This window comes from Xanthobacteraceae bacterium, from assembly GCA_019454205.1.
Lineage (GTDB): Bacteria > Pseudomonadota > Alphaproteobacteria > Rhizobiales > Xanthobacteraceae.
Genome location: CP075369.1, coordinates 1,332,445 through 1,349,724, shown reverse-complemented (window position 1 = coordinate 1,349,724; position 17,280 = coordinate 1,332,445). Strand labels below are relative to the sequence as shown.

Annotated in this window: 15 protein-coding genes; 7 read left to right on the top strand and 8 right to left on the bottom strand. The window is 60.5% G+C overall.

Translation table 11 applies throughout. From position 1 onward, the window contains the following. Nucleotides 1-14: 14 nt before the first annotated feature. The 4 genes from KF794_06645 to KF794_06630 form a co-directional block, all read right to left on the bottom strand. Entirely contained in the window at nt 15-485 is a 471-nt protein-coding gene (locus tag KF794_06645) for a DUF2269 domain-containing protein (protein QYK46347.1), read from the bottom strand. Then, the gene (locus tag KF794_06640; GenBank protein ID QYK46346.1) at nt 485-1,780 is read right to left on the bottom strand and encodes an NAD(P)H-binding protein; all 1,296 of its coding nucleotides are present in this window, start codon (nt 1,778-1,780) and stop codon (nt 485-487) included. The genes KF794_06645 and KF794_06640 overlap by 1 nt, the downstream gene beginning before the upstream one ends. A gap of 15 nt (nt 1,781-1,795) precedes the next feature. Continuing rightward, nucleotides 1,796-2,278 (bottom strand): single-stranded DNA-binding protein, encoded by a 483-nt coding sequence (locus tag KF794_06635; protein QYK46345.1) that lies wholly within the window; start codon nt 2,276-2,278, stop codon nt 1,796-1,798. A 418-nt stretch (nt 2,279-2,696) separates the two neighbouring features. Next, entirely contained in the window at nt 2,697-3,395 is a 699-nt protein-coding gene (locus tag KF794_06630) for a hypothetical protein (GenBank protein ID QYK46344.1), read from the bottom strand. 276 nt (nt 3,396-3,671) lie between these two features. Between KF794_06630 and uvrA the strand changes: the two genes are divergently transcribed. The 4 genes from uvrA to KF794_06610 all read left to right on the top strand — a co-directional run bounded on the left by uvrA (nt 3,672) and on the right by KF794_06610 (nt 10,853). After that, nucleotides 3,672-6,635 carry an excinuclease ABC subunit UvrA gene (gene uvrA, locus KF794_06625; protein QYK46343.1) on the top strand — a complete coding sequence of 988 codons (2,964 nt, stop codon included), beginning with the start codon at nt 3,672-3,674 and terminating at the stop codon, nt 6,633-6,635. A gap of 15 nt (nt 6,636-6,650) precedes the next feature. Then, nucleotides 6,651-8,033, top strand: coding sequence for a transposase (locus KF794_06620; GenBank protein QYK46342.1), 1,383 nt, complete (start codon nt 6,651-6,653; stop codon nt 8,031-8,033). A gap of 766 nt (nt 8,034-8,799) precedes the next feature. After that, entirely contained in the window at nt 8,800-10,587 is a 1,788-nt protein-coding gene (locus KF794_06615) for a DUF4153 domain-containing protein (GenBank protein ID QYK46341.1), read from the top strand. Between the two features lie 5 nt (nt 10,588-10,592). Beyond that, the gene (locus tag KF794_06610) at nt 10,593-10,853 is read left to right on the top strand and encodes a hypothetical protein (protein ID QYK46340.1); all 261 of its coding nucleotides are present in this window, start codon (nt 10,593-10,595) and stop codon (nt 10,851-10,853) included. Here KF794_06610 and KF794_06605 read toward each other — a convergent pair. Together KF794_06605 and KF794_06600 are read right to left on the bottom strand one after the other, a co-directional pair. Beyond that, entirely contained in the window at nt 10,850-12,589 is a 1,740-nt protein-coding gene (locus KF794_06605; protein ID QYK46339.1) for a thiamine pyrophosphate-binding protein, read from the bottom strand. The two genes, KF794_06610 and KF794_06605, sit on opposite strands and share 4 nt — an antisense overlap. A 9-nt stretch (nt 12,590-12,598) precedes the next feature. Further along, entirely contained in the window at nt 12,599-14,068 is a 1,470-nt protein-coding gene (locus tag KF794_06600) for an AMP-binding protein (protein QYK46622.1), read from the bottom strand. 226 nt (nt 14,069-14,294) lie between these two features. Between KF794_06600 and KF794_06595 the strand changes: the two genes are divergently transcribed. From KF794_06595 to KF794_06585, 3 genes are all read left to right on the top strand, one after another. Further along, on the top strand, nt 14,295-14,573 hold the full coding sequence (locus tag KF794_06595) for an N-acetyltransferase (GenBank protein ID QYK46338.1): 279 nt from the start codon (nt 14,295-14,297) through the stop codon (nt 14,571-14,573). Between the two features lie 63 nt (nt 14,574-14,636). Next, on the top strand, nt 14,637-14,912 hold the full coding sequence (locus tag KF794_06590) for an N-acetyltransferase (protein ID QYK46337.1): 276 nt from the start codon (nt 14,637-14,639) through the stop codon (nt 14,910-14,912). Then, a complete protein-coding gene (locus KF794_06585; GenBank protein QYK46336.1) occupies nt 14,909-15,886 on the top strand; it encodes an LLM class flavin-dependent oxidoreductase in 978 nt (325 codons plus the stop codon). The genes KF794_06590 and KF794_06585 overlap by 4 nt, the downstream gene beginning before the upstream one ends. Here KF794_06585 and KF794_06580 read toward each other — a convergent pair whose 3' ends face one another. Both KF794_06580 and KF794_06575 read right to left on the bottom strand, forming a co-directional pair. Next, nucleotides 15,887-16,591 carry a hypothetical protein gene (locus KF794_06580; protein QYK46335.1) on the bottom strand — a complete coding sequence of 235 codons (705 nt, stop codon included), beginning with the start codon at nt 16,589-16,591 and terminating at the stop codon, nt 15,887-15,889. Between the two features lie 59 nt (nt 16,592-16,650). Next, nucleotides 16,651-17,220: a hemerythrin domain-containing protein gene (locus tag KF794_06575; GenBank protein ID QYK46334.1), complete on the bottom strand. Its 570-nt coding sequence runs from the start codon at nt 17,218-17,220 to the stop codon at nt 16,651-16,653. Nucleotides 17,221-17,280 lie beyond the last annotated feature (60 nt).

Below are 17,280 nucleotides of genomic sequence, written 5' to 3'. Positions count from 1 at the left end.
GCGCAAGCGCCAACTCACCAAAGTTTGGGACGCGCGATCATCAGCCAAAGAATGAGCATGATCGAAAAGAAGGCAGGAAATCCGAACGCAAACCAGATTCTGTAATACCAATGATACTCCGGCGGCAGTGGCTTCTTTTCGCTCGCCGCCTTCGTTGCGAGGTTGCGCATCTGCATCTGGAAATAGACGACCGGAACCCAGAACGCGCCAATCACCACATAGAGGATTACGGATGCAACGATCCAACTTGCGCTCAGCGCGTAATTTTGCACCTGCGCCAACAGCAATCCGGTTATGGGCTGCACGATCACCGCGCTTGCAGTGAAAACGAAATCCGCGATCACAACGATACGCGCGACCGCAGCGACGGCAGCGGCATCTCTGGTCCGGTGCGCCATCACCATGAAGAAGGCGATGCCCGCGCCGGTGCCGATGAGCACGACCGCGCCAAGGATGTGCAGAAACTTCAGGTCGAGATAGCCCATCAGCGATCGTCGAGGATGGCGAGCGCTGCGGAAGACGCAAGTAAAGCCGGGATAATCTTTGCCAGCGGTCCAAGCGGATCGGCCCATAGCTGCGGCAGCAACAACGAGCCGAGCGCCAGATAGCCTGCCGCGAACGCAATCGTGCCCCACAATGCGAGGCGCGTGGTTTTGCGAAGTGCAATGCCGATGCCGAGCGCAATGTCGAGAAGCGAAGTCGCGACCGTCATTGCCAGCGCCGCGCTGCCTGTCAGTCCCGCTTTCGTCAGCCACAGAACAGCGCTCTCCCGCGCGGGACCGAGTGCGATCAGACCGGAGATGATCCAGAAAAACGCCAGCCCGCCGAGCAGCGCCGGTTTCAAGAGGAAAAGACGCGCGAACCAGCGCTCCTGTACCGAAGCGGGGTCGCGGGCGAGCGCATCCTGCAGACGCGACGGCGTGATGCCGGTGATCGCTGCCCACTCCTTCGCGTCGCCGGTGACGTCGCGCGAAAGCTGGCGAAGTGCGGTGGTGCGCACCGGTGGCCGCCAGCCGAGCAGGCTAATCCAGTCGCCTATGCGAAATAGCGCCGCCTGCAAGGCATCGGGGATGCGTAGCAATCGCGCCGGTTTGAATCCGAGCCAGCGGCGGTAGGTTCCGGCAAGTTCCGTCAGCGTCATGCGATCCGGACCCGCTACTTCCAGCAACCGTTTCGCGGCTCTGTCCGGGTTGATGAAGAACGCCACTGCTTCCGCTACGTCGCTCACCTGTACCGGCTGGAATACGGCGTCTCGCGGCCCTATCGGCAGCACCGGAAGCGCGGCGAGCGCGCGGATCAGCGCCGTGCCGCCGTAAACATTGCGGCCGACCACAATGGAGGGGCGAAGTACGACCCAGTCGAGTCCGCTTTTCATCAGCGCTTCGTCAGCCTGCGCTTTCGTGCGCGCGAAGTCTGTTTCGCCGGTGGCATCCGCGCCGATTGCCGAGACGTGAACCACACGCCGCACGTTCATGCGCTTGCAGGCATCGAACAGCGCAAGCGTGCCGTCGAGATGCACGCCTTTCACGTCGTCGCCGGGCGCGTCCTGCAACACGCCCGCGCAATTCACGACCGCTTCCATGCCTTGCAGATGCGGCAGCCAGTCTTCGGGAGATTTTGCGCGGCCGATGTCGAGTGCGATCCAGCGAATATCGGGGCGCCTTGTTCGCGCTTCCGCGATCCTTCGCCCTACGCCGATGATTTCATGTCCGTCCGCGGATAGCCGTGCCGTCACCGCGGAGCCGATGAAACCATAGGCGCCGGTGACGAGGATTTTCATGAAAGCGCGATGGCGTCAGAACGGAATATCGTCGTCCATGCTAGAGCGTTTGCCGCCGGCGGCGGCCACGCGCGGACGCTGCATCGGGCCGCTCGCGCCGAAGTTTGAGCCGCCATCATCGGACAGACCGGCCCCACCGCTACGGCCATCGAGCATGGTCAGCGTGGAATTGAAATTCTGCAGCACGACTTCAGTGCTGTAGCGGTCCTGCCCGGTTTCCTTGTCCTGCCATTTGCGCGTCTGGAGCTGGCCTTCGATGTAAACCTTGGCGCCCTTCTTCAGATATTGCTCGGCGATCTTCGCGAGGCCCTCGGCAAAAATCACGACACGGTGCCACTCGGTCTTTTCCTTGCGCTCGCCGGTGGCCTTGTCGCGCCAGGATTCCGAGGTCGCGATGCGCAGATTGGCGATCTTGCGGCCGTCGTTGGTGGTCCGGATTTCCGGATCGGCTCCCAGATTGCCGATCAGAATGACCTTGTTGACGCTGCCTGCCATCACCACACCTCTGCCGTTCCCGAAAAATACCGCTTCAAGCGGCCCGCCACCCTACTCGCGATTGCCTTCCCGCGCGCCGCGTTAAGACATTTTCCACAGGGGTGGAGCCGGATAGGGGTAATTCTCATGTTCCTGTTATGTTCTAATGCATGAAAAGCCTTGCCGCAAGGGCACAACCGGCACTTTCCCGCAGATCGTTATGGAGCGTGATGAAGTTCATGCGGAGCCTCAATGTTCCAGCTCCGTTCCTATACTTATCCAGCCCGATTTTTAACAATTATGGCAGCCGGACAACGGTTTAGCTGCGGAGTCTTGCGCTCTGGAGTTTCTGCGCGATGTTCGTGTAACCCTGCGGTTATCGCCCGGCAGCACGCGCTCCCGGCAGCGAAGCGTGTCGATTGCCGGACGATTACTTGCGCTTCTACTTGCGCTTCTTCGCTGCCGCTTTCTTCGCCGTAGTCTTCGGTGCTGCGCGGCCAGTTCGCGGGTTGCGCCGTGGCGACGCTTTCTTTTTGGCGCCGCGCAGACGCTTTACGTCCTTCACGGCCGGTTCGCTGGAAGGCAACTCCACCTTGGCGGAAGCAATCTCGTCCATCGAGCGGCCGGCTTCGATGCCGGTCAGCATGCTCTCGACGAAATCCCCGCCTTCACCGGCACGCGCGTATTCATCCTTCTCCTTCACAAGCAGCCAATTCTCCTTGCCCTGCTTGCGGCCTTCGTCGGAGCGCAAGCGGAGCAACGTGAAGCCGCCGTTGATGCGTTTGCCGCGCAGGAAAAACTTCAGTTTCCCTTCCTTCAAACCCTCGTCGAAATTTTCGAGCGGTTCCCATGTGCCTGTGTCCCACAGCGTCACGGAAGCATCGTCGTGTTCGACCGGGTGATCTTCGGTGCGAACCGCGAGCCGCTTCTCGAACGGGTCCATGCTAGGCCCGCGCGGCACGGCCCAACTCACCAGCACGCCGCCATGCTGCAGACGGAAATCGAAATGCTGATGGCTCGCTTCGTGTTTCTGGAGGAGATAGGCATGACCGTTGCGCGATGTATGTGCGCGGCCTTCCGGTTCGCTCTTATCCGAGAAGTCCCGTTTGGCGCGGTGGGTTTCGAGACGGTCGGCTACCATGATTCACCTGTGCGGCCTTTCCCGCATGCAATCGCGGACAGTTTGTTACCCCGGTTGCATAAACACCCCCGCGGGGATGAAACGCAGCAGGCGCTACTTCGTTCCTTTCATTGCGAAAATTGACGGGACCCCAACTACTTACGCACAACTGGCGGCCATGCGCGGGCGCTACTAGCGCAGCGCACCCGTTCTCACTATGTTCGCTTTCAGCTTTCCCAGATTCAACGTCCGCGCCGCCACGATCTGCGCGCGCCAGCCGGATATTTGCCCCCGCCGATGACCGAAAAATCCGACAGGAAAACCGCGCGTCCCGACAGCCGCTTCATCACCATCCGCGGTGCGCGCGAGCACAACCTCAAGAACGTCGATCTCGAATTGCCGCGCGACAAGCTCGTGGTGTTCACGGGCCTTTCGGGTTCGGGCAAGTCCTCGCTTGCGTTCGATACGATCTATGCCGAAGGCCAGCGGCGCTATGTGGAGTCGCTCTCCGCATATGCGCGGCAATTTTTGGAGATGATGCAGAAGCCTGACGTCGACCAGATCGACGGCTTGTCGCCCGCCATCTCCATCGAGCAGAAGACGACTTCCAAGAACCCGCGCTCGACCGTCGGCACCGTCACCGAGATCTACGACTACATGCGCCTGTTATGGGCGCGCATCGGCATTCCCTATTCGCCGGCGACCGGACTGCCCATCGAAAGCCAGACCGTCTCGCAGATGGTAGACCGCGTACTCGCGCTGCCCGAAGGCACCAAGCTCTATCTGCTCGCGCCTGTCGCGCGCGGCCGCAAGGGTGAGTACAAAAAGGAATTCGCGGAATATCTCAAGAAGGGATTCCAGCGCGTCAAGGTGGACGGCAAGTTCTATGAAATCTCGGATGTACCGCCGCTCGACAAGAAGCTGAACCACGATATCGACGTGGTGGTCGATCGCGTCGTGGTGCGCGAGGAGATCAAGCAGCGGCTCGCGGAGTCTTTCGAGACTGCGCTGAAACTCGCGGAAGGTCTTGCGGTCGCCGAACTCGCTGAGCCGGTCGCGCTTTCGGCGAAAGAAAAGACCGAAGGCATGAAGCGCGGGACGCAGGACGACCCGAACCGCATCCTGTTCTCGGAAAAGTTCGCCTGCCCCGTTTCCGGCTTCACGATTGCCGAAATCGAGCCGCGCCTCTTTTCCTTCAACTCGCCGCATGGCGCGTGCCCGGAATGCGACGGCCTCGGCGTCGAGAAGCAGATCGACGCGGACCTCGTCATTCCCGATCCGAAGAAGTCGTTGCGCGAGGGCGCGGTCGCGCCGTGGTCGCGCTCGTCGTCGCCGTACTACACGCAGACGCTGGAAGCGCTCGCGCGTAAATACAAGTTCTCGATGCAGGCGCCGTGGAAGGAGCTTGCGAAAAAGAACCGCGACATCATCCTGCATGGCTCCGGCGAAGACGAAGTGAAGTTCGTCTATGACGACGGCGCGCGGACCTTCGAGACGCGCAAGCCCTTCGAGGGCGTCGTGAACAACCTGGAGCGCCGCTACCGCGAGACCGACAGCGACTGGGCGCGCGAAGACATCGAGCGTTTCTTCTCGACCGTGCCGTGCGAAGCCTGCCACGGCAATCGCCTGAAGCCCGAAGCGCTCGCCGTCAAAATCTCGAAGAAGCACATCGGCGAAGTCACCGAGCTTTCGGTGCGCGCGGCGCAGGAATGGTTCGAAGCGCTGCCCGCGAAACTCAACAAGAAACAGAACGACATCGCCGTCCGCGTGCTGAAGGAAATCCGCGAGCGGCTGACCTTTCTTGTCGATGTGGGTCTCGATTATCTGACGCTCTCGCGTGCGTCGGGTACGCTCTCCGGCGGCGAGAGCCAGCGCATCCGCCTCGCCTCGCAGATCGGCTCCGGCCTGACCGGCGTGCTCTACGTGCTCGACGAGCCGAGTATCGGCCTGCACCAGCGCGATAACGCGCGGCTGCTCGAAACGCTCAGGCGGCTCCGCGACATCGGCAATACCGTGATCGTGGTCGAGCACGACGAGGACGCGATCCGCACCGCCGACTACCTGATTGACGTCGGCCCCGGCGCAGGCGTGCACGGCGGACGCATTGTCGCGCGCGGCACCACGCAGGACATCGTCGACGAGCCGGAAAGCATCACGGGGAAATACCTCTCCGGCGAACTGAACGTCGAGACACCGCACGAGCGCCGCAAGCCTGAGCGCCGCTCGCTGAAAATCGTCGGCGCGACCGGCAATAATCTCAAGAACGTCTCGGCGGAAATTCCGCTCGGCCTCTTCACCTGCATTACCGGCGTTTCCGGCGGCGGGAAATCGACGTTGCTCATCGACACGCTCTACAAGGCGCTGTCTCGCCGGCTCAACAATTCGTCCGAGCATCCGGCGCCGCACAAGGCCATCGAGGGCGTCGAGCACATCGACAAGATCATCGACATCGACCAGTCGCCGATCGGCCGCACGCCGCGCTCGAACCCCGCGACCTACACGGGCGCGTTCACGCCGATCCGCGACTGGTACGCGGGCCTGCCGGAAGCCAAAGCGCGCGGCTACGGGCCGGGCCGCTTCTCGTTCAACGTCAAGGGCGGCCGCTGCGAGGCGTGCCAGGGCGACGGCGTCATCAAGATCGAGATGCACTTCCTGCCGGACGTCTACGTCACCTGCGAGGAATGCAAGGGTAAGCGCTACAACCGCGAGACGCTCGATGTCCTGTTCAAGGGCAAGTCGATCGCGGACGTGCTTGACATGACGGTCGAGGAAGCGCGCGACCTGTTTCAGGCGGTGCCGACTGTACGGGATAAGCTGGAGACGCTTTCGCGCGTCGGCCTCTCCTACATCAAGGTCGGCCAGCAGGCGACGACGCTATCGGGTGGCGAAGCGCAGCGCGTGAAGCTCGCGAAAGAACTGTCGAAGCGCGCCACGGGCCGCACGCTCTACATTCTCGACGAGCCGACCACGGGCCTGCATTTCCACGACGTCGCGAAGCTGCTCGAAGTGCTGCATGAGCTGGTGGACAGCGGCAACACGGTCGCGGTGATCGAGCACAATCTCGAGGTGATCAAGACCGCCGACTACATCGTGGACATGGGCCCCGAAGGCGGCGACGGCGGCGGCGAAGTGGTCGCGACCGGCACGCCGGAAGAAATCGTGAAAGAGAAGCGCTCTTATACCGGGCAGTTCCTGAAGCCGGTGCTGGAACGCGACAAGGTACTGCGGGCGAAGCGGCCCAAGGTGAAAGCGGCGGAGTAGCTAGCGCGATACACTATGCCGCTCGTGAAAGACTTTCCTCCTGATCTCTATCATTTGCGCCCCGGTGAAAAGCCGCTGTACGGGGACTTTCCCGACCTAAAGACGGGCGTCGAATGGTTTAAGAGCTTAATGAGCGAGGAGGAATGGAAAGCTCGACGAGACGCCCAAGGCAAGAGATTCTATCAGGCTCTTACGGGTGAGCTTCAAGACCCGAGTGGCGTAGGCCGCTTCTTTGAAAATAACGATAGAATGGGCTGGTACCTTTTCTTGGGCGAGTCTTTCACCGACCATCCTTGGAATTATGAAGTAAATTTTGGTTGTCGCGTCCTGCCAGTATTTGCCGCGATAGGAAGGAATCTCGACCTTCTGAAGAAGATCGACGGCTTTCGCGAGCGCTGCATAAAGGTTCTTAAATCCGAGAAGGCCCAGCCGAACGGAATCCTTTTTGAGCTTGTAGTAGCTGCCAGATATGCTCGCGCCGGCGGGACTGTTTCATTTCGAAATGAGAAAGCCGGTTTAGCAAAAAGCTATGATCTTGATGTCGATCTCGATGGAAAGCGTTGGACGGTAGAGTGCAAGCGGATCGAGCTCGGCGAATACGCAGACAAAGAACGAACTCGGATGAGGGAATTGTGGGTCCCTGCTAGTATGCAGCTCGCAATGGCTGATCGCAACGCATTGGCCAACATTACTTTGGACATCGAGTTACAGGATGTTCCCGACGACTATCTCATTTCTAAAGCGCAGCGCTTTTTGAGCGCGAAGAAGGCTTCGATAACATGGTCCGACGAAATTGGGTCGGGAATAATTTCCGACTTGGATTTACGGCCTATCCAAGAAGCTATGGAGAATTCCCATTGGCTTTTTCCGGGCCCGCAATACATGAAACTGCTGACTGGCAAATATATACGCTACGACAACTCATTGGTCATTCAGAAGGTCAAGTACGCTTCGAACCCGCACTACATTGACGACATCGGTCTAGCCGTTGTTGCCAGATGGGAGTGCACTTCAGAGCGATCTATCGAAAAGCGAGCGAGAGATATTTTAAATAAGCTCGCCGAAGCCAATGAACAGCTACCTCACGACGTAGCAGGTGTTGTGCACATTGGGTTCGAAGCGTTGGGTACGGACGTGGTGGAGCAACGCAGGTACGAAAAGATCCTATCGACCGTACAGCAGTTCGACCGGGAGAAAAGCGCTCTCGAGTACGTCTACTGTCATTATTTTGCACCCGAGGCTTCACCAGAAGATACTTGGGCAATAGACGAAACAGTGCAGTGGATCGGTATTAGTCCGACCAAGAGGCCGCTAGATAAAGGACATGTGCTGTTACCAGAGCACGCAATTAGTAGCCGTAGTGGCGTACACTGGATACCTGAACCGGCACAGCAGTAGCTCGCAAGTGGGGAAATTGAATTTTCGTCACACGACTTCCTCCTTAACTTCCAACCACTTCCCCGATTCCTTCAAAAAGTTTCTCCCCACCCCTTCACACGCCCTTATGTTCGGCGCGTCTCGGCCCATGAGGGGCGCGTCGCGAAGCGTACCGATGTCGCGGGCCGGGAGCGGTGGCTGTGTGCGAGGCGTAACGCACCTCGTTATGCGCGAATGGGGCAAGCCCCAAGTGCGTTACACAGCGGCTGAAGTCGCTTGGATTCCGGCGCGCCTGCCGCGCGTCACTGGGCCTTACTTGGCGGCTTTGTCTGGAACGCGTGCCAACGCAAGTACGGCAAAGCCGAGAAAGCCCGCAAGCGGAGGTAGGTCAGTCCTCCGGGGATCGAAGCGAACGAAGCTGAAACCCATCGCGTGAAGTTCTTTACTTGGCACGAATGGGGCAAGCCCCAAGCGTGCTGGGACGCCGGAGGAGAGTCAGCCTTCGCGGTGACGACAATTCATCTGCACTTTTTCCTACTCGTGCAGATGGCCGTGGAGGACGGAAATCCTCCGGCGTCCCCGCCGCCCTTCTCAATTTCAGGGCGGATGCTAGCGCGCTTGACCTTCGAGTCATTCGCGCAAAAACAAAAGGAAACTCCGGCTCGACCGAGCGCGGCATCGCACACGCTCGTCCACATTCCCTCAAAATTTCACCAATCTGTTCTCAATTATGAAATAGCCCGCTGCTAGGCAGAATGGCCGCATTGCCGCGGCCCCGGAGCTTCGCATGTCCGTGCAACGTGTCGCGCTCGTTCGAACGCTGGTGGGCCTGCTGCAGGGCGTGATCCTCTACCGGCTCTACCTCGCCTTCGCGGAACGGCTCTGGCCCGCGACCGATGGCCTGGTGTTCGCGCCGCTGGTGCTGGCCGCGTTCTTAGTCCCGCTCGTCTTCATCGCCGGGATCGGCAATCTCAAGCTGCGCACGCTCGCGCTCTGGACCGCAGGCGCGCTGCTGCTCTCGCTGGCGCTCGGCTATTATGACCTGTGGCGCGAGCCGTTCGAGCAATACAGCCCGCGCCCGCGCCTCACTCCCTCGCCGTGGATCTGGGTGGTGCTGCCCGCGATCCTGTTCATCCTGCACGCGCTGGTCGCGGCCGGAGACGGCGACCGCAAATATCTCGCCTCCTACCTCTCCTATTTCGAGCAGTCGTGGAAACAGGGCGTGCAGCTTCTGTTGACCATCCTGTTCGTCGGCGTGTTGTGGCTGCTCCTGTGGCTCGGCGCTTCGCTGTTCGGGCTGATCCGTATCAGCTTCTTCGCGCAACTGTTGTGGAAGCCATGGTTCTCGATTCCCGTGACCGCGCTGGCCACCGCCTGCGCCGTCCACATTACCGATGTGCGCACTGCGCTGATCAGCGGCGCGCGCACGGTGAAGCTCACGCTGCTGAGCTGGCTGCTGCCGGTAATTGCCTTCTTCGTGGTGCTGTTCCTGCTCGCGCTGTTCACGACCGGGCTGGAACCGCTCTGGAGCACCCGGCGCGCAGGCACCATCCTGCTTTCCACCGCGGCGGCACTCGTATTCCTCATTAACGCGGCCTATCACGATGGCCTGCCGGAAACGCATGTACCGCTCCTGCTGCGGCAGACGCGCTTCATCGCAGCACTGACGATCCTGCCAGTCGTCGCCCTCGCCGCCTATGCGCTGTGGCTACGCATCGGACAATACGGCCTCACGCCGCCGCGCGTATTTGCCAGCGCGGCGACGATCATCATGTCTTTCTATGCGGTGGGCTATGCCTATGCCGCGATGCGCGCCCGGCTTTCGTTGAAGCCGCTGGAAGTCACCAATGTAGTGACGGCTTATGCCATCGTCGCAACGGCGGTGGCGCTGTTCTCTCCGATTGCCGATCCATGGAAGATCGCGGCCAACAATCAGGTACATCGCCTCGCCACCGGCGTCATTCCGCCGGAGAAATTCGATTTCACTTTCCTGCGTTTCGACGCCGGGCGTTACGGACGTGAAGCGCTCGCACAGCTCGCGAGCAAAACGCAAGGTCCACAGGCGGAAGCAATCATGGAGCGCGCAAAGAAGGCGCTCGCCGCCAAGTCACGATACCAGACCACGCCGCAGGCCGTGACACCGCCACCCACGCCCGCAGCAAAAGAAGCGAACATCACGCTCCTCGCGGCCGGCACGAAGACGCTGCCAAAGGATTTCCTGGAGCAGACCTGGGAGAAACATCCGCGTCAATATCAAATCCCGCGCTGCCTTTACGCCGACACGAAATGCGAAGCCATCCTGATCGATGCGGATGGCGACGGCACGGAGGAGATCGTGGTCTGGCAGGTGCCGAGAGGATTTGCCGCCGTGTTCGGCAAGGAAGACAACCAGTGGATCTTCCTCGGACAACTCGAAAACTCGGGCTGCCCCGGCGTTCGTGAATCGCTTCGCGAGGGCCAGTTCAGGTACGCCGCGCCGCGCTACCGCGAGCTTACGGTCGGCGAAAACCGGATGCGCATTGTCACGCAACGCAGTTGCGCGCCGCAGGTCAAGCGCGAGCAGAAGAAAGAGTAAGCACGATGACCCTTCAGATCATCGGCATGCTCGTCATGCTTTCCGTGCCGGGATATTTCGTCCTGCAATACTGGACGTTCCGGAACTGGGATGGCGGCTGGCAGGTCGCGGCGCTGGTGCCGCTCGCGCTCATGGTACCCGTCGTGTTGTTCACGATCGGCGCCTTCGCCGCGCAATCCAACCTCTGGCCGATGGTACTGATCCTTACCTCGCCAATCGCCTGCCTGTATTTCCTCGGCGCGGGTCTGGTGAAGTCGCTACGCTAAAGACCGCGGCGCTTGCGCTCCGCGTCATCCCATGCGGTCAGTGCCTGATAGTCCGGCACGAAGCCGAGGCCCTTTTGCGCGTCGGATGAGATCACGGTCTGCGAAGTGACGACATCGACCAGCGCGGGCGCGTTCTTCAATGCGCGCTCGATGGCGGGTTTCAGTTCCTCCGGCTTGGTCACGCGCTCGGCATGCAGGCCTAGCGCTTTCGCCATGGCTGCATAATCGGAATGGCGCAGCGTGGTGCCGACGACACGGCCGCCGTAGTTCATCTCCTGATCGAGCCGTTCGATATTCCACGCGGCATTGTTAGAGACGATGAACACGCATTTCGCGCCGTGGCGCACGGCAGTGTCGATTTCCATGGCGTTGATGCCATAGGCGCCATCGCCGTTCACGGAAATTACCTGCCGCTCCGGCATCGCCAGCGCAGCCGCGATGGCAAATGGCACGCCGACGCCAAGGCAGCCAAACGCGCCTGCATCCATATAGGTTCGCGCCTGCAAGCCCGTACGCGCGAAGCTGAGCAGGTCGCCGCCATCGGCGATTGCGATGTAATCCGGGTCTGCCAGTTCGGCGAGCGCATCGAAGATCACCTGCGGGTGGATTTTTCCGTCATCGCCGGTTTGCGGACCTTTGTTAGCCTTCGCCTTGGCGACGCGATCCTTGTGCTTGTTGCGCAGTCCGTCCGCCCATTGCTTGTCGATGGAAGACTCGCGGTTGCCGGCGATGTCGCACATTGCTTTCAACGCAAGCGGAACACTCGCAAGGATTTCCGGCTGGCCGCGGCGGTTGTCGATCAGTTCGCCAGCGGCATCGGACAGGCGAATAAACCGCGCATGTGGGAACACCGCAGGCGAGCCGTAACCGGTCTGGTAGTCCAGCTTACGGCCGATCAGCAGCACGACGTCGGCATCCTGCATTGCCTGTGCGCGCACTGCAGCGGCCGTGGAAGGATGATCGGCGGGAACAAGACCACGGCTCTCCTGCGTGTCGAGGTAGAGCGCACCCGTTGCGTCGAGCAATCGCACCAATTCCTTGTCCGCGCCGCGCGCGCCGCGGCCCGTGAAGACCAGCGGACGTTTTGCGCCCCAGAGAACGTCAACGGCCTCTTTGATCGCGTTCGGATCGGGAACGATGGTGCGCGGTTTCTTCGCTGCCATCCATTCATCCAGCACAAGGTTCTTAGGCACGCTGGTACGCAGGACATCGGTGGGGATTTCGAGATAGACCGGTCCTGGTTCGCCGTTGTCGCCCATCGCGCGCGCGACGCCCTCGTCGAACTCGCGGATCACCTGATCGGCCACGCGCAATGTGCGCGCCGTACGGCAGACAGGCTTCAACAGATCGACGTGCGGAATGTCCTGCAACGGCCCCATGTTCGCCTGTGGGCGCGATGTGCAGCCGCCGATCAGAAGCACTGGGATACGCGCGAGGTGAGCGTTGCACATCGCCGTCACGGTGTTGGTGACGCCCGGCCCTGCCGTCACCATGGCGACGCCAAAGCCACCCATCAGCTCTGCATGGGCATGCGCCATGTGCACGGCGGCCCCTTCGTCGCGCACGTCGATGATGCGGATACCCTGCCGCGCCACATGATCCCAGATCGGCTGGATATGGCCGCCCTGCAAACCGAAGATACGGTCGATGCCGCGCGTTTTCAGGAAACGCGCAATCCAGGCGGCGCAAGCGTTATCGTCGGCGTTGAGATCGAGCGTCGGCGTCTTGTTGTTCATGTTCGCTCCTTAAACCTTGCCGGAGAACCGCTCGCGCAAAACGCGATGCAGAATCTTGCCGGTAGCCGTGCGCGGCATTTCGTTATCGCCGATGACACTGATCGAGCGCGGGCGTTTGTAACCCGCGATCTTGTCACGGCTCCATTCGATGATCTCTGTTTCCGTCAGCGTCGCACCATCATGCGCGATGACTACTGCATGAACGCGCTCGCCCCACTTCGGATCGGCAACGCCAATGACCGCAACATCCTTTACCTTGGGATGGCCGCCAAGCATGGCCTCGACCTCCGACGGATAGACGTTCTCGCCGCCGGAAATCACCATGTTGCTCTTGCGGTCGACCAGATGAATGAACCCGTCCTCGTCGCGGCGCGCAAGATCGCCGACCGTGCAGTAGTCCCCGCGAAACGCTTCGCTGGTTTTTTCGGGCAGCTTCCAGTAGCCGTCGAAGGTCTGCGCATTGCAGGAATAAAGTTCGCCCGGCTCGCCGTCCGGCACTTCGTTGCCCTGCGGGTCGAGGATCCTGATCCGCTGCGAACCTACCGTTTCGCGCCCGACCGAACCGAGCTTCGAGAATTGCTCCTCCGGATGCAGCATCGTTACCCAGCCGCATTCCGTCGAGCCGTAAAGTTCGAACAACCCGGTATTGCGGAAATACTCCATGACCTCGCGCTTGGTGTCGGCACGCGCGGGAGCGGACGAGATCATCATTTTGGTGAGCGCGTCGACGTTGTATTTGGCGCGAACCGCTACCGGCAGTCCGAGCATCATGATGTAATGCGTCGGCACCAGCGAGGTGAAGGTCGAACCGTTCTCGGAGAGCGTGCGAACCAGTTCCTCAGGGTCTATGCTTTTCCGGTTGTAGACGGTCACGCGCGCACCACAGCCCTGAAACGCGCCGAAGAAAAACAGCGAGTTCGCGTGGCACATCGGCATGACGAGCAGCGCAGAATCGTCGGTGCGCACGCTCAATTCGGATTGCGTGACCAGCGCTATCATGGTGCTTGCGCGGTGTGAGCGGATCGCACCCTTGGGCTTTCCGGTGGTGCCCGAGGTATACATGAAGGCCCACGGGTCGGTGACGGCAACCTTCACGTCCGGAATGCTGTCGCGCGAGCCAGCGATCAAGTCTTCGTACTCGCGGTAATTTCCCTCGGCCTTGCGGCTACCGAATTTGATGAAATTCGCGGCCGGAATATCGAGTTCGAAACGTACGGACTCGATCACGCCCGTCAGTTCGTCCTGCACGATGAAGGCGCGCGCTTCGCAATTCTCGGCGATATATCTGATCTCGGAACCGACGAGCCGGAAATTGACCGGAACCATGACCAGTCCTGAGAAGGCCATGGCTGCGTAAATCTCCAGCCACTCGACGCAGTTATAAGCGAGAACGCAGACACGATCGCCCTTCTTCAATCCGAAACCGAGAAGGACATTCGCGAGCCGCGCAGAACGATCGCGCCACTGGCGGAATGTCATCGCGCGATCTAGGTCGCGCGCGCCGATCTTGTCCGGAAATATGCTGGCGTAGAGACGCAGGGCGTCGCCAACGTTCGCGAGCTGGTTCACGCGCGCTTCCTTGCGTACATTCCTTCCGGATACGCCGCCGGTTTACCCGACTTGTCCCGCATCCGCTCCCGCTACGATACTGCCCGCCGCAACGAATCCTGACAATATCGGCAAATGCATGAACCCAGAGGTTGCCATGAGTGAAGTTCGCGACAATCCGGAAAAGCATCAGTTCGAGATGATCGTCGACGACCACACCGCACTCGCCGCCTACCGGCTGAAGCCCGGTGTCATCACTTTCACGCATACGGAAGTGCCAAAAGAACTGGGCGGCCGCGGTATCGGCTCGCAGCTTGCCAAGGGAGCGCTCGATCAGGCGCGCGCGCGCAGCCTGAAAGTGATACCGCTCTGTCCGTTCATCAAGGCATATATCGAGAAGCATCCCGAATACGCCGATCTCGTAACCGGCAATTAGCGGCGCAATGCTGCCATTCCGTCGCAGCCTTGCTTTACGCTACAGAATACCGACATTGTCTGCATGTCATTGATCCGCGACAATAAGGCCCTGAGCCGCTACGAGTTCGATGTCGAAGGCGGCACCGCTTTCGCCAATTACCGGCTGTCACCCGGCGTCGTGACCGTAACCTATACGGAAGTGCCGGTAGCGCTTCGCGGGCGCGGCATTGGGGCAAAACTTTCCACCGCCGTGCTTGAACATATCCGCGTACAAGGAATGAAAGTCATTCCACGTTGCGGATATTTCGCCGGCTTCATCCGCGATCATCCCGAATATCACGATCTGCTCGCCCAATGATCCCCTTCTCGGTTCTTGACCTTGCACCCGTTACCGAAGGCGGCACGGCAGCCGACGCCTTCCGCAACTCGCTCGATCTTGCGCGGCATGTGGAGGCGCTCGACTACAAGCGCTACTGGCTGGCCGAACATCATAACATGCCGGGTATTGCGAGCGCCGCCACCTCGGTCGTGATCGGACATATCGCGGGCGGCACGAAGTCCATTCGCGTTGGCGCGGGCGGCGTCATGCTGCCGAACCATTCGCCGCTGGTCATCGCCGAACAGTTCGGCACACTGGCCTCGCTCTATCCGGATCGCATCGATCTGGGCCTTGGACGTGCACCCGGCACGGACCAGCGCACCATGCACGCGCTACGGCGCAACAAGACCGACGAAGATACTTTTCCGGACGATGTCGTCGAACTTGCGCACTATTTCATGCCGCCACAACCGGGCCAGACCGTGCATGCCTATCCCGGCGCGGGGCTGAAAGTGCCGCTATGGATTCTCGGATCGAGTGCATATGGCGCGCAGCTCGCGGCCCTGCTCGGCCTGCCTTATGCCTTCGCTTCGCATTTCGCGCCTGACTACCTGATGACTGCAATCGAGCTGTACCGGAAGAACTTCCGGCCTTCGCAATTTCTGGACAAGCCCTACTTCATGCCTTGCATCGGCGTGTTCGCCGCCGATAGCGACGAAGAGGCGAAGATGCTGTTCACTTCGCAGCAACGCCAGTTCGTCAACCTGCGCCGCGGCTCGCCGGGTCTTTTGCAACCGCCGGCCAGCCTCGAAAACTACTGGTCGCCCGCGGAGAAAGCGGGCGTCGAACACGCGCTGCAATATGCCGTCGTCGGCTCGAAGAAAACCGTACGCGACGGAATCAATCGCTTCATTGAGATGACGGGCGCGGACGAATTGATGATTGCGGCACAAATCTACGACCACGTAGCGCGGAAACGGTCCTACGCAATCCTGGCCGAAATCCGCGCCTGACTATTTGACGCCGAAGCGCTCCGGCTGGGACTTCTTCTCCGCAATAAGCTGTTTGATTTGTTCGATTGCTCTCGCCTGCGGCGATTCAGGTTTCAGTTCGGAAACCGGCAAGCCAGCAAGCCGCGCCGACGATTGCTCGAAACGGCCGAGATTGCGTTCCAGTTCGGCGGCGACAATTGCCGCGGTCCACCAGCGTGTATCGTGGTTCTTGTTGTCCTTCAGAAACGCATCGAAACGTGCAATCGCCAGTTCGCGATAAAGGCTGATGCGATCCGGGCTAGCGTCGTGCTCAACCTGCCATGACGCGCGAAGATAGACATGCGCAAGCTGATATGGCTCGACGCCGTTCTTCTCCATAAGCAGGGCCGCCAGATAATAGGTGCTGTGCTGCTTCCGTGCCGCCTGATATTCAGGCGACAGCAGCACCGGGGTCAGCGCCGCGACCTCGTCCTGCGTGAACCTCTGCTTGAACATAACGAAGCCGTTGGGACAGACCGGAAGCGGATGCGGCGCCGCCAGCGCTCCAACAGGCTTCAGGTCCAAACGCTGCCCGAAACGCGTCTCGCTCGCGACGACTTTCGACTTGAACCGCTCGCCGCCAATCGGGCAGACGAATTCCTGTTCTGCAAAGGTAAGCGCTACGGCGTTATGCGGTAGCGTGGAAGCCATCAGGGCCAGTGCCGCAAGCCTCGTAAAAACACGCATCCGGATTCCCTCCATACCGCTTCTGGCCGCTAAATCGCGGCCAGAATACGGCTGGCGGGTCACAAGCCCTTGAGGAGTGCCGGAATGACGATGTCTTCCTCGTCTTCGAGATGCCGCGTCAGGATACGGTCCAGCTTGCGCGCGTCTTCGAGCACGGCTGTGATCTCGTCACGCCCCGCTTTCTCGGCGAAGAGCGTGCGGACGTGCCCTTCGACAGCGTCCAGGGTCTCCTCGAGCACGCGATGATCGCAATCGAGCAAATCGATGGGCTTGCCGAGTTGGGGGAACACTTCCTTGAAACGCGGAAAGTAATGATCGTCCTCGACGTGATGGTGCACATGCGCGTGGCCCACGAGATGCCCGCCGAGATGGCGCATGTCCGCCAACCGAAGCGCGGTATCCATTTCGCTTTTCGGCATATCGAGCAGCTTTTCCAGCCCACTCACGAACAGGCCGGACTCGTGGAGCAATGAGCGGTGGATGCCCTGCCACATATCGGCACCGCGCCAGTAATTGTTGTGACTGCCCCACTGCTCTTTCGGCGTGTCGAACAAAAGCTTGCGCAGCTCTCCGGTAAGTCCGGGGCGCTTCGCGAGATGGTGCTCTGGCGAGTCGTAATTCGGAAACATCGTTCCACTCGTTTTCGGAGGATATGTCGCATATAGGGCGGCGGCGGCACTTCGCAAGCG